This window comes from Stieleria sp. JC731, assembly GCF_020966635.1.
GTDB lineage: Bacteria > Planctomycetota > Planctomycetia > Pirellulales > Pirellulaceae > Stieleria.
In genome coordinates, this window is the sequence record NZ_JAJKFQ010000001.1 from 1,164,564 (window position 1) to 1,178,096 (window position 13,533).

The 13,533-nt window shown below is 55.1% G+C and carries 7 protein-coding genes; all 7 read right to left on the bottom strand.

The genetic code is table 11. The annotated features are described in order from the left end of the window. Position 1 precedes the first annotated feature (1 nt). Positions 2-1,042: a hypothetical protein gene (locus tag LOC67_RS03800; protein ID WP_230261184.1), complete on the bottom strand. Its 1,041-nt coding sequence runs from the start codon at positions 1,040-1,042 to the stop codon at positions 2-4. Next, on the bottom strand, positions 1,039-3,162 hold the full coding sequence (locus LOC67_RS03805; RefSeq protein WP_230261185.1) for a hypothetical protein: 2,124 nt from the start codon (positions 3,160-3,162) through the stop codon (positions 1,039-1,041). Before LOC67_RS03805 ends, LOC67_RS03800 begins: the two co-directional genes overlap by 4 nt. Then, positions 3,159-4,631, bottom strand: a complete 1,473-nt coding sequence (locus LOC67_RS03810; RefSeq protein ID WP_230261186.1) for a MotA/TolQ/ExbB proton channel family protein — start codon at positions 4,629-4,631, stop codon at positions 3,159-3,161. The genes LOC67_RS03805 and LOC67_RS03810 overlap by 4 nt, the downstream gene beginning before the upstream one ends. A 346-nt stretch (positions 4,632-4,977) precedes the next feature. Continuing rightward, positions 4,978-7,743, bottom strand: coding sequence for a prenyltransferase/squalene oxidase repeat-containing protein (locus LOC67_RS03815; RefSeq protein ID WP_230261187.1), 2,766 nt, complete (start codon positions 7,741-7,743; stop codon positions 4,978-4,980). Positions 7,744-7,864: 121 nt separating this feature from the next. Then, the gene (locus tag LOC67_RS03820) at positions 7,865-8,302 is read right to left on the bottom strand and encodes an ExbD/TolR family protein (RefSeq protein ID WP_230261188.1); all 438 of its coding nucleotides are present in this window, start codon (positions 8,300-8,302) and stop codon (positions 7,865-7,867) included. Positions 8,303-8,305: 3 nt separating this feature from the next. Beyond that, positions 8,306-9,346, bottom strand: a complete 1,041-nt coding sequence (locus LOC67_RS03825; RefSeq protein WP_230261189.1) for a MotA/TolQ/ExbB proton channel family protein — start codon at positions 9,344-9,346, stop codon at positions 8,306-8,308. 454 nt (positions 9,347-9,800) lie between these two features. Continuing rightward, the gene (locus tag LOC67_RS03830) at positions 9,801-13,118 is read right to left on the bottom strand and encodes a tetratricopeptide repeat protein (protein WP_230261190.1); all 3,318 of its coding nucleotides are present in this window, start codon (positions 13,116-13,118) and stop codon (positions 9,801-9,803) included. Positions 13,119-13,533 lie beyond the last annotated feature (415 nt).

Below are 13,533 nucleotides of genomic sequence, written 5' to 3' on the forward strand. Positions count from 1 at the left end.
GCTATTGGGCTGCTGAACGACTGCCGCCGCCAGCGAAGTTGACATAGATCGGATTGCCATCTTTGATAGGGCGAGCCGCGGTCGCATAGCCTTTGGAGTAGAACTTTTCCCGTAGCTTACGAAATGCTCCATAGCTGTCCGGGTAGACTGCGACGGTGATCGTGGATGTTTCCGGCGAGTGGCCGGCCAGTTCGATATCAAGCCAGTTGTCATCGGTAAGGACGCGATCGATTGGATCGCCGTGTGGCTCTTGAAGCGGTTCGAACGAAGCAACCATGACGCGTGCTCGCGTCATTCGGGCAATTTTCCCGCCGTCAGAAACGAGCTCATTGCTACGGTTCATGACGTAGCGTGCCACATAGCCTCGGACGGGACCGACGGCCGAATCCGAGACGCCGTCACGGGAACTGCCCGAGGTCCGGCGAAAGTCTCGTCCGATTTCTTCGGCCAGTTCTTCGAAGGGGATCACCGAGAGGCGATTGCCCTTCAATCGAAAATAGACTTCGTTTCCGAAGACGGTCTTCGCCATTGGGGTAGGCAGGTTTTCGATTTCGACGACCGGTGGTTGTCGGTTGGCGAGTTCTTGTTCGGTGTCATCGAGTTCTTCGATCTGTCGGCGCAGCGACGAAGCTTTCACCTCCGTCTCGGCAAGTTCTTGACGCTCGCTATCGAGCTCTGCCTTCTGTTGTTCAAGCGTCTCTTCGGCGTCCTTTAACAGCGTCAATAGAGCTGTCCGGCGTTCCGATTGACGAGCGACTTTTTGGTCAAGCGACTTAATCGTCTTTTCTAAACGCTGTGAGTCTACTTGAGCCGATGCCGCCCGCGCGGCCATCGAAGCAAGTTGGTCCATATCACTATCGGTAGCTTCGCGGAGTTCTTGATCGACTTGCTGTTCGCTTTCGACAATCGCCTCTTGAATGACCGAATGCGATTGGGCACCCAAGATGACAACCAAGATGATCAGGATCCCGACAAGGTTTGCCACGATGTCCAGAAAGGCATCGTGGCCAACGGAGACACCATCTTCACGACGTCGACTCATCGTAGACCTCCACCGAGCGGAGTATTCGTTGCACCAGATTTTGCTTGACTGGATGCATCGACTTCAATTGGTAAACCGCTACCGATCATCAAGCGATTGAGTTGATTGAATTGCGATTCGGCTCCTGGCATGACCACCACTTGTAGACGCGGTGACCATCGTGACCCTGGGGCAGTCGCACCCCATTGGTCAATTCGATCTCGCACTGCTGTCGCCATTTCCAGCGAAGCTTGATTGAAACCATTGGTTGACATCATGAATGTCTCTGTTCGCGCCGCCCCACGTGCCGCCGGTAAAACGTAGCGATCGGGGTACACCATTAATTTCACATGGCGGATGATTTCGTTGCCGCGTCCCAGCGAAACGCTGCTGGGCAAAGCCCAATCAACACCACTGCGTTGGACGAGACGTCGCTGTGGGGTGGGAGAATCATTCTGTGCTGTCGCCGACTGTGGCATCGGATTATTTGCATCCGGTGACTTTGCGCTGACTTCTGCGGCTTGCGTCGGATTAGATTGAGTATTGTTGTTGGGGCCCATGCTGCCCATTTGCCCAATCGAAAAGGTCGCGCCGCCTTCGGTTGTGGTCGCTTCCTTGTTTTTCATCTGTCTCGCTGCGGTGTCGGAATATCCCGCCTGGCCCGATTGCTGTGTCTGATCGGTTGCGTCAGGAAGAAGCATGGCACCGGGAGCGAATAGATCGAGCTGTTGTTGCGACGGCTGCGTTTGCGAATTGCTTTCGTCGATCGCCAGATCAAAATCATCGGCTCCCTGCTGTGTCGCTGCACCCGGATCAGGCATCGACATTCCACGCTCCGGTTCGCCGGAAGCGTCGTTCTTTCCGGTTTGTGAATCGGCAGCGTATGAGTTAGCACCATCATCCATCATTCGTTCCAGTCGACGTTTGGCATCGTCTGCGGTGATCGATTGGTTGCCAGAGGAACTGCCATACCCGTAGCTGCGCATGGGCAACGAACGATGGTCACGGAATCCGCTGCTGCGACCACGTCGATCCATTTCTGCAACGGACAGTTTGGGCACTCGTTTTGGCGGGGTCGGCTGAGCTGCTTGTTGTGGAGATTCGTATCCGGAACCGGCCAGCGATCTGTTTCCGCCATCGCCCGTCGACCGCGAATTGGCTTGGGAAATGTTTTCGGGCAGAATGCCGTTGCCGGGGTAGCGTTGGTTCGAAGACGAATGCGATCCTTGGCCGGCGCGGGCAAAGGAATACTGTTGCTGACGATCGGTCGCAGCCTTGATCGCATAAAGCATCTTCTGCTTCAAAGCGGGGTCCGATTTGGGGTAGGCCAGCTCAACAGCGTCCGGAACCAGTTCGTAACCGAATTGGTCTTCCCATTCGGTCATCGCCGCGCGAGCCGCATAGTATGCTTCGACTCCGTCGGGCCGAACCAAAAGCATCGGGTACGGTGGCTTCTCATCGCCGTAGTGATTCAATGCGTGGTAGCGTGCCGCTCGCAGTGCGTCATCAAGGGGATTGGCTTGAGTTGACGATTGTTCCAATTGCCATTGGGACAGCTCGATCCCCTCGGGCCAAATCGTGATGCCTCGCTCGTGACATTCCAAATAGATCGGACGACGTCCGGTACCGTTGGGGCCCTGATGCGGAACGATGACGAAACGCGGCTTTTCGGTTTGGACTTCTTCGCGAAGTCGTTTGACGGTTGATTCTTTGTCGGCGAGCTCTTTTTGCAGTCGCTCTAGTTCATCAGCGTCGACACCTTCAATCGTCTCGTCACGAGCCTTCTTCATCGCATCGGCGATTTCTTTCAGTCGAAGATGGATCCGTCGCATGTGATCTTCGACGTGGGCAAGTTCGTCACGCCGACGTTCCAAGTCGTTCGTTTGCGCATCGCGAAACGATACCAGCTTCTCCAAGCGAAACGCTTCTTCTTCGACCAAGTCGTTGACCTGCCCGACAGTCAGAGCATCACCTGAGGGTTTCGCTTCACTGGCGGCCGTCTCGGCAATTTGCCGAGCGGTGGTTGCAGAATTCTGCGCCACTAACGCCAATAACAAGATCAGTGTTCCTAGTGTGCAGACCAGCACTGCCAAGAACGGGAACAGGCTTGGCGAAAGCGACTGACGCCGACGCCCACTCATGCAGCTCGCCTCGCTTCTTCGGATCGATCATCGCTAGATGAATCTTCTGGGTCCAGTTCGATCGCGTTGGCAACTTGCAATCGGAAGTCTGACATTTCGGTGCTCAATGTATCGACCGCACGAGCCAGCACCATCATCGCTTCGGCCATCCCTTGACCGGCTGCAACGCCCAGGTTTTCATCGATCCTGCGGTTAGAATGTTCCAGCATCTCGACATTGCTGGCCAGCGTTTGCTGCAGCTGCAGGACTGATTGTGCCTGCTCACGCACGAGCGCGGCCTCGTCGACCTGTTCAAGCATCAAGCCTTGTTGATGTGTCATCGCTTCGGCACCGGCAAGGATCGCTTCCTGCCAATTGCCAAGCTGGCTTTGCCATTGTCCGAACTGTTCTTCCATCAGCTTTCGATTGTGACGAGCGGCAGCAGCCATTTCGGAAGCATGGTCACGAAGTGCCGGGGCAAGTGAACTGCTGATTGCGTCAACGACAGCTGATGTTGTTCGTTCCTGACTTTCCGCCCAGACGCCTTGAGCTTCATCAATCGTTTCACGCCACAGCGTGGTCTGGTTGGACAGCGATTCGGCAACGGCAGCACGGACGCCTTCGCAGAGACTTGCGAGCAATTCGAATTGGTTGTCGGCTGGCTCATCACCGGGCAAGTGTAGGCCGGTCAAAACACCAACACGCTCGTCGATCGCAGCCAGAAGCTCTTGCTCGTTCTTTTCAACCGGGAACTGCAAGAAGATCGCCGCGATCGAAAGCACCAATCCCAAGGCGGTCGTATCGAAAGCGACATATAGTCCGCTCTTCAAGTTATCGACCGCCGCAGTTCCGCTGGAAAAATCCAGCCCGCCGAGTGTTTGCGTGATACCGATCACTGTCCCCAAGAATCCCAGCATCGGGATCGCCCAAACGATAATTCGGACCAGGGCAAATGACGTGTGTGCTTGATCAGCATCTCGGGACGAAAGTTCTCGCAGGTCGTCGGCAAGGTGTTTTGTTGTTCCGCGACCTGATTGTCGATGCAGGACTTCGCGCAGTCGGACGACGAGCTGACTGGATGCCATTCGGCGTGGCAACTTTCCAAGGTAGGCGTCCCAGTGTTTTGCGACAAAACCGGCGTCGTATTGCGAGCGGAATTCCCCTGCAGGTGAACGAGCCTCGTCACGCGGGGCGAGTGACTGGTCGCTGACGCTGCGGAAGTATTTCCACTGACGCCGAACATCCCAAAATTTGATTGCCAGAATCGCTACCGCCACACAGAACAGCACTGTTGCGGCAATCGCGACCGGGTGCCCTAGGAAGTATCGCTTCAGCGGAGCCCAAGGCACCGAGAGGACAACGGCATAGAAAACACCGGATAGAACGCCGCCGGCAATCAGGGCGATTGGCCCCATCCACTGGGTAAGGAACTCGTCAGATTGAACAGTCGGCGACTGTTTTGCAGCATTTTGCTTTTCGGTCAGACTCACGCCAGCTTCCTTGCCAGGAGTTGAGGGAGGTACGTGTCGTCGACGTTTGCCGACGGCATAGTCTCGTTACGCTGATCGACCGTCCTATCGATTCAGCTTCACCTAAACCGCAAAATTTACCATCGCGGTGTTTCACAGATTTCGCCACCTTTGGCATCAAATGTCGTGCTGGTGAATGTGTGATCCGTTGTCAGTTTGCTCAAACCATTCGCAGAACGTTTCACCGAGTGACGAGCCTTCATCCAGCACGAATGCAAATGGCGTGAAACTCGGCCCAGAGGATGACCGAACCGTCCGGCAGCTTCGCTACCGCATCGGAAAACGACCCACGGCCGATCGCCATCCGTTATCGATCCGACGCGGTATCTTCGTAGATTGGCAAGTGTCGGTAGTAGACTTCCAGGTTCAGCAGATTCATTGCCGTGACATAAAGGCGTCCCGCATGGACGCTCCAGCGATCGCGAACGGGTAACTGTGGATCCCAAGAACCCGAGTCACGGCCCGATTTTATTTGCGTCTCCAGCAGCAACGGATTCAGGAATTGATTCCATCGGTCCCAGTAGTCGCCGCCCATGTGAAACATGAATTGCGTTGCATAGTACCAATAATAGGCGTCACGTTTTGAACGGCGAGCATCGCCCAATTGCGGTGGGTGTGCGATCAAGTAATCGGCCGCCGATTGCATTGCGGGTAACTCACGGCTCCATCCGTTGTACATCCGCATCAGCATTCCGACGGCAGTCATCGTCGGCGTGGAATCACGGCCGTGTCGTTGTTCAACGGTGTCTGGGGCATAAGGGTTATAGCGGTAGCGGTCCATGCGATTGGATTCGTCCTTGGCTAATGAAAGCCAATGGTCAATCCCGTCGTAGGTTTCCTGAGGGACGGTTAGGCCTGACAGTTCACCGCTTTTGAGCGCCATCATCATCCAACCGGTCACGCTGGTGTCGCTACTGACTTGGGGTGAGTAACGCCAGCCGCCGCGGTCGCGGTGTTGCGTTTCGATGATGTAGTTCAGCGAATCTTGCGCACCTTGCCGCAATTCAGGATCCTGTGTCATGCCGTAAGCTTCGCAGAGTGCAAGCGCCGCGATTCCGTGGCTGTAGAACATCACATTGCGATCGCTACTGGGGTCTTCGCTACGATAGAGATTGCCGCTGGAACGTTGGTTGTCCAGCATCCACTTAAGTCCCTTGCTGACCGTCCCCGCATACTGGTGCTGGGTGTGGGTGTAGCCAGCGCCTTGGAACGCCAACAGGCATAACCCTGTCGCAGCGGTATCACTACGAAGCAAGACTCGGTCGCCATGCCCTTGCAATGACCAGCTTCCGTCGTCGTTTTGGATGCTTGCCAGATAGGCCAATCCTCGTTCGATTGCTTCTTCTGTGGCAGGCCCACCCATCCCTGGTGCACTCGATGCGGCGCCACCACTGGTCCGCATCACACGGCGTGAAAATGATTCAACCGCGGCAATCTTGGTTCCCGCCGGTGTTGCGGGGCCGCCGACTTGGCGACGCGGGCGGGCTTGCCGTGGAAGTTCAAGCGAAGTGATTTCTGGCTGCATCTGACCCGGCATGATTCCGCTGCGTTCGGCCGGCTGATCGGCGATACCCACCGGTCCCATTTCGGCAAGCATATCCAAAGCCATCGGTGGGCCGCTCAGTGGAGTCGGGTCAATCGTTCCCGCACCAACAGGGCCGCCTGAGCGTGGGCTACCGATACCGAGATCTTTTTCCACCAGTCGATCGTCAAGCGACTGTTCTGCGGTTGCTGTACCGCTTCCTTCTGTGACGACGTCGGGAATGAAGTCACTTGGGCTGATCGTTCCTACGGCGGCGATTCCGTCGACGACGTTCATGCGTCGTGAGCGGCCGGAGGCTTGTGGGGCCGACCCCGTCGTAATTTGAGGGCTACCTGCCGCAGCCATGATCGCGCTGCGAGCAATTTCGGCACCACCCGTCGGCTCAGGTAGGGTTTGTTGTGCCATGAAACTTGGCGCCGCACCACGGCTGATTTGCGCACCTGTTGTCTCACCGAGCCGTGTTGTCGGCAACTCTGTCGGAGTCAACATCATCGCAGCATCCGAGCTTTCGCGAGCAATCGCGACGGTCACCGGCGCCGGTGCGGACCCGGCGATTGCCGCCGGACGGTCAATCGATCGGGATCTGCGTACACGCGCGAGTCCGGCATCACCAATCGTCGGCATCGCCGGTTCCATCTTCATCGCCGAAGCCGCCGGACTGAGTTGTGTCGACTGCATCGGACGACTAGGCGCGGGCTGTGAGGAAGCCATCTTCATAGCGCTGGCCGCGTTTGGCGTTCGACTGGCAGAAGACAGCTTATCGGGGACCGTTTCTGGTGTGCGTTCGGTCGGAGTGGCCTCAACTGGCGAATCGGCCAATCGTGGTGCCGAGGGAATATCGATCGATTCGTTTGACGGCTTCGTCGATTCCGATTGGGGCATTCGGCGTGCAAGCTTACCAGGTGCATCAGCCGGAGTTGGCAGAGCATCGCTCGCCTGTTGCCGCTCCATCAGATACTTTTGCATCGGCAGCTTTTCAGGCTGTCGAGGCTTGGGGACTTCTAAGCGAGCTTGTGAACGGTGAACCGGCGGTAGCTGACGCTGTTCCTTGGGGATGACCCGTGAGGTCGTTTCGGCGTCGACCGGCTTGGACCAATCCGGAGTCTCTTTGGTCTCCCGCGGGACCTGGAAAATGTGTTCCGGAACGGTTTTGCGAATAGGTGCCCGTTCGCGTTTTTTTCCCTTCGATGCGATCGGTTGAAAAGGGGCGATCACGACGTAGTTGATTGCCAGGATCAACAGCAACAAATGGACGCTGACACTGAACAGAAAGCCGAGCTGAATCGATTTCCGTAGGTAGCGATTGTTTAACAAGCGGAGGACAACCGCCAAGACGATCGAAATACACGGTACCGCGAAGAGGTACGTGTTTCGATTGTAAAGCCACCGAGGGTCGTCGCTGCGAAACTGTGTTACTAGCAAGTACAACACCAGCCCGCCGAGCACGATTGCGAATAGATCCAAAGGCCACATGCGGCCCGAATCCTCCGGCGTGTTGTCGACTCGCGGACGGTGAAAGTTGCGATTCATCGAAGAGTTGCTAGTGGAATGAATGACTGGCGATTGTTATTGGGAAGCCATCCGAATCGCCGATGATCGTTTCTCGCGTCGACGTTTTTAGTGACAGAATTGGGGAACGCGGGTTGGGCTTTCAATTCACCACTTCGGACTCTTGTGGGCCTTCCTGTGTTGTCACCGAGTAGTCGCTGATTCCCGTTCGGTTACACAGATCCATGACGCTGACAACGGGCTGGAATGACGTGCCGCGGTCAGCCCTGATGACGGCGCTTTGATTGGTGGGGTTGGACGCAACGCTCGCCTTGATCAGTTTTTCCAAATCTGCCAGCGTGGTTTTTTGGCCACGCATATAGATCTCGCCAGACTCGTCGATATCGATGACCAGTTCACGAGGTTTGCCGACCATCGGAACCGCACTGGTCGCGGTGGGAAGTACGATGTCCAGGCGGCGCTCTTCTTCTTCGAATTCACTTGTGACCAAGAAAAAGATCAACAGCAGAAAAACGACATCAATGAGCGGCGTCAGGCTAAGTGTTCCTGCGACACTCGAGCGTTTAATCTCAACAGCCATCGGTTACCCCGCTTTGAATGATTGACCGGCATCGTCGTCACCCCGGACGGTCGCGTGTGGGGGTGGGGGCGTGACGCCTTTTCCACGTTTCGCTGAAACTTCGGCATCCACTTCGGAGATCGCGATAAGAGTTCCGTCAGCCGCCATCCGTTGCTTACCCGTGAATTTTGCTAATCCGGGAGCCAAGTCAAACGCGAACTGTTCAATCTTGTGGAACAACGCGGCAATCCGGTTTTCTAGATACTGCGCCAAAATGGCTGCCGGGATCGCCACGATCAAACCGGCCAACGTGGTCACCAATGCTGTGTAAATCCCTTCGGACAGTTGCTCACTGCGCGATCGTTCTGCCGACAGCGATGTCGACTCATGAAATGCGACGATCATGCCCCAGACTGTTCCTAACAATCCCATCAGTGGTGTCGCGGCGGCGGCAAGTGAAAGCCAACGTACCGGCGAGGCGTATCGGTCAGCTTCGCGGGACAGCGTTTCGCTGGCGGCTCGTTCAATTTCGCCGAGCGGCTGACCGGTTCGCAACAACATGGCGCCGATGACACTGGCCGTTGGCGAAGGATTGTTCAGACAGGTAAGGTAAGCCTTTGATGGGTCAAACCGTTCGATCGGATCGGCGAGTGATTCCAGTTCACGTACCAACGGTTTGGGAAATACCTTGCCGCGTCGAAGGCTTAGCATGCGTTCTGCCGCTAATGCGACAACCAGTAAACTCATCAGGCCGATCGGGATCATAAATCGCCCCCCACTGACCAACAGGGTCAGCATGTCGATCCCAGAAGGCTCGCTTGTCTGTGAAGCGTCATCGTTTGCTTCGGCTGCCATGATCGCTTGAATGTCATCCGCACCAACCGTTTGATTCGGTTCGAGTGCAGGGATGCTTGATACCGGAGCGTCTGCTGCCGAGCTGCCTGCGACCGCAGGTGTATTCGGCGAGTTCACTTCTTCGGCAACTGTCGTACTGGTCAGCGAAAGCCCCGACACAGTGGTGGCAATCAGAATGACGACGGCTAACCAACCGATAGGCCGCTTCATCGTCGATCGCGGTTGCGGCATTGAATGCTTCATAGCAATGGCTTCGAACTTCATCGTTTCTTGTTCGGTCTTTTGACGGGCAAGATGCACGTTGGCAGTGGATTCAATGAATCCCACTAGGCATCTTGCTGGGTTATCGATTGGTACGAACCGAGTCGTTTCGAATCAACCGGAAAACCGCATGATCGGTTCAGGTCGACTACTTGTTCGACAGGCGGCTCGCGTCGGTCAATTTTGCCTTTTTCAGACCGGACTAAATTTCACTCTTAAACGAAGACAGCGAACGTTCATGTTCGGGCTGGTTGTTTCATCGAGCCCCTCGATTCCGCGCTGCTGTTGCATCGCGAATCATGATCAACGTTCCAGTCAATTCGTTTCGATACGAAAGATTCCAAGGTACCGAATGCTGACCCAAATTGCGTCATCAATCGGTTCTATGTCCGATCCGCCCCCATCAAGTTCCACCCAGTGCCTTTAATCTTGCCGCAGATTTTTCAACCAACTCGTGTTCGGCATGTTTGTCGACCACGTATTGATAAAACTGTGTAGCAAACGTCTTCGCTCGGTCGCGAGCATCTGCGGTCTGAGCCCCTTGCATGAGCAGTTCGCTGCAACGACCCGCTTCGAATCCGCTCTTCGCTTGCCAATTCTTGATTTCCGAAGGAGCGTCTGCTCCGCCAAAACCAAACATGACGGCCTGGAATTCTGGGATCGCTTTGTCGAATTGCTTGTTACCGAAATAGATTTCGCCTGCCATAAAGCGGGCACGTGCTCCGATTTCACGACGGCGATAGCGATCGGCGACCTGTTTAAAATAATCAAGCGCCTTTTCGTTATCTCCCTTTTGTTGGAAAGCGACACCAGTTTCGTAGTAAACCTGGGGTAGGTACGCAGTTGCGGGGAAACGAGTTTTTAGTTCGTCATACCAGTTGACCGATTCGTCCCAGTTCCCCAACTGGGCGGATGCTTGACCGCCATGCAGCAATATCAGCTCGCGGACTTGGCGTTCGGCCGCCTCGATGACGGTTTTGGAAGAATCATCGTTGGTTTGAATTCGTTCTCGACCGGCTTGGTACGCTTTCAAAGCGTCTTCGTATCGTTCTAGCTTGAACGCGCATTCGCCGACCATCATCAAGGCATCAATTGCCATCGCGCCTTCGCTATGTTTTTCGGCCTGCTGGCTGAACGCCTCCTTGGCCTCATCCAATTTCCCGGCTTTAAACAGGGACCATCCCAATCGATACAAAGCTTTTTCGCTCGTCGAATTGTCGCTGGTCTTATCCGCAGCTAGGCGAAAGTATTGCGCTGCTGATTCCCAATCGCTTTGTTGATAGGCGTCCTGGGCGACGAAGTAAGCGGCTTCGGCTGCATATTTGGAATCAGGGAATCGGTCTTGCAGGGTTCTGAAGCTCCTGACGGATCCGGGTTCGTTTTTTGCTTGTCGGTAGGACCAAGCAAGCTCGTACAAAACTTCATCCATTCCGGGATAGTCGGGGACCTCTTTGATCAGTTGCTCAAGCCTTTCCGCGGCGGCCGCATTTCGATCGCTTTTCTGTTCGACGATGGCTAACTCATAAAGTGCGTGACCCAAGTTTTCGCCACTCGGCTTTTCATCGGAGGCATCAGCAGCCAGATAGCTTTCTAAATCACGGCGTGCAGGTTCAAGTTGGCTCAGCGTTCGGTAGCTAATTCCACGTGCGAGCAAGGCGTCATCGGCAAGGGCATGCGAAGGGGCATCATCGAGAAGCTTCGAAAGCGGTGCCAAGGCGGCTTCGTGAGAATTGATTTGCATGTTCGACCAACCCAAGCCATACAGCGCGTAGGGAATTAACCCCGGGTCACGATTCGCCTGAATCACCTGCTGGTAAAGTTCGATCGCCTCTTGATGACGCATCGCATCGGCTGCCACTTGCGCCAGTTTGTAGCGAGCTTGATCGGCCATGCGAGTGGTTCCATTGGAATCGACTAACGATGTCCATGCTTGTTTCGCTTTATCCGTTTCACCGGCGGCGAGCAACGCATTGCCACGCAGTAAGCTGGCTTCCATTGCGCGAGCGCTGTTAGGAACCAGCGAGACGCATTGCTCGAATGCGGTCGCCGCTTCCGTCGGGCGATTCAGCATCATGTGTGCTTGCCCCATCAAGAATTGCGCTTCGGCCTTTTGTGCATCGTTCTTAATCGCCGCGTATTCTTGTTTCAGCAACCCAACACATGCGTCGTAGTTCTGCTTTCGATTCAATGCCATCGCGGTACGCAAAACCCAGACGGGACGCTGTGGATCATCGGGAGACGATTGGGCAAGCAAGCTTTGGTACTTGGTAATCGCTTGATCGATCTTTCCCGTCATCAAATCACTTTCAGCAGCGATGAACTGCACGTCTGCGGCAAGCGGATCGTTTGCAAATCGCTGAACGAATTCGTTTGCCAGTTCACCGGCTTTGTCATACCGATTGATTTGCAGCAACGAAAACGCGGCGTTGTAAAGTGCGCGAGATGCGAGCGGGTCTTCCGGGTCGCTGCGATAGGCTTTTTCAGCAACCTCGATCGACTCGGCAACCGTTGCAGGATCGGATGCCAAGGCTTCCGCCAAGTCAACTTGCAAGTCAAACAGAAATGGTCCGTCCGCGTTTTCGAGTTGAGCTTTCGCGACACGAATCGCAGCAGCGTTATCTTGTTTGCTTATAAAAATCCGTGCTAGCCAGTGCGCTGCCTCTGTCGCTGTGTTGGGATTTCCTTTGGAAAGCACTTGTTCGAATCGTTCGGCTGCGTTCTCCGTTTCACCGGCACGATAGAGACTTTGACCTGCGGCCAGAGTTGCGTTTGCGGCATAGGCGGTATCGGCGAAATCTTTTTCTAGTCGATCGTAGCGCAGTGCCGCTTCGCCAGGTTGTCCGGCTTGGACCAAAGCGAAAGCTTGACGAAATAATGCGTACGCTTTGTCTTCGTCGGTGGATGCCTTTTCGAAGGCTTCTTGAAATGAATCGATCGCAGCCGTGAAATCCTTTGCAGTGATCCTTAGATCCCCCATGCGCAGCAAGACGTCGCCAGCTAATTCGCTAGCTGCACAGCCATCCAATAGTGCTTGAAATGACGCGATCGCATTTTTGGTGTCACTGAGTTCTTCATAGGCGATTCCGCGCGCGTACAAGGCATCGCATCGCAGCGGGGATTCGTTCGCGTTGGGAAGCTTTAGAAAACGGTTGTAAGCGTCGATCGCTTTCTTCAGATCACCGAGTCCGTAGGCAGCTTCACCGGTGTAGAACAACGCGCGATCGCTATAGTCGCCGCGTGGCTTTTCTTTGCGAAGTAGATCAAACGTCTCGATCGTTTTTCGCAGTTTGTCCTCATCGCGTTTTGGCCCATCGCCGGCTGCGGCGTAATAACACCAGCCAAGGTTTGCCAAGCTTTCTTCGCGGAGTTCGTACTCGCGATCTTTTAAAGCCAGTGCGAATGCGGTCGCGGCAGCGCCGTAGTCGGGCGATTCTTTTTGCATGTGGCAAACACCCAAGTAGTGCGCCGCTTTGCTGGCCAGTTGGTCATCGGGATATTTATCGAGGAACTTTTTCCAATTGTTGATTGCGAGAGCATACGCGCCACCCGTTTGGGCATTCGCCGCGTCGGCATACAACGCGATCGATTCCTCGGTTGATTCGGCCGCCAGCGAATCGCTCTGGCTACCGATCAACAACAGAGCAGTCCATAAAGCGATCAAACGACAAAAAGCGGTTCGACGGGACGACCGATTGGTGTACCCAAGGACGTTTCTAATCATGAAATTGCTTGTTTGACGATAGGCCGTGGCTTGGTGTCACCGACGAAGATATTGTCAGAGACACAAGCGGGGAATTGCGGTGCGTGCGGGCAGGGGAGGGCGTCCGTCCTGTTCAAAAGAATCCAGCCGTGAGGATGCTGCTGCGGCAGCCTTCCGTTTCGATTCGATTGCCGATCGAGCTGGTGGCGGAAATGAAGAATCGGTCGTCCAGTAAAGCCGGTACTTTTATGAGGACGCATCCCAATCTGCCCCAGCTGAGATCCTCGTCGAACTTTGCCCAACTGACTAAACCAGTTTAACGGTGCGAGGTTTTCATCGATAGTTCGTCGCCCAAATTGCCCAAACCGATCAACCTGCGTTTTTGCAAGCGAAATGCGGGCTAGATTCGATATGGTTCTAGCGATGAGGCGTTGCT

Bases quoted from the DNA above. Each gene is read 5' to 3' on its own strand.
- LOC67_RS03800 (WP_230261184.1), bottom strand. From the start codon at position 1,042: ATGAGTCGACGTCGTGAAGATGGTGTCTCCGTTGGCCACGATGCCTTT.
- LOC67_RS03815 (WP_230261187.1), bottom strand. From the start codon at position 7,743: ATGAATCGCAACTTTCACCGTCCGCGAGTCGACAACACGCCGGAGGAT.
- LOC67_RS03805 (WP_230261185.1), bottom strand. From the start codon at position 3,162: ATGAGTGGGCGTCGGCGTCAGTCGCTTTCGCCAAGCCTGTTCCCGTTC.
- LOC67_RS03830 (WP_230261190.1), bottom strand. From the start codon at position 13,118: ATGATTAGAAACGTCCTTGGGTACACCAATCGGTCGTCCCGTCGAACC.
- LOC67_RS03820 (WP_230261188.1), bottom strand. From the start codon at position 8,302: ATGGCTGTTGAGATTAAACGCTCGAGTGTCGCAGGAACACTTAGCCTG.
- LOC67_RS03825 (WP_230261189.1), bottom strand. From the start codon at position 9,346: ATGAAGCGGCCTATCGGTTGGTTAGCCGTCGTCATTCTGATTGCCACC.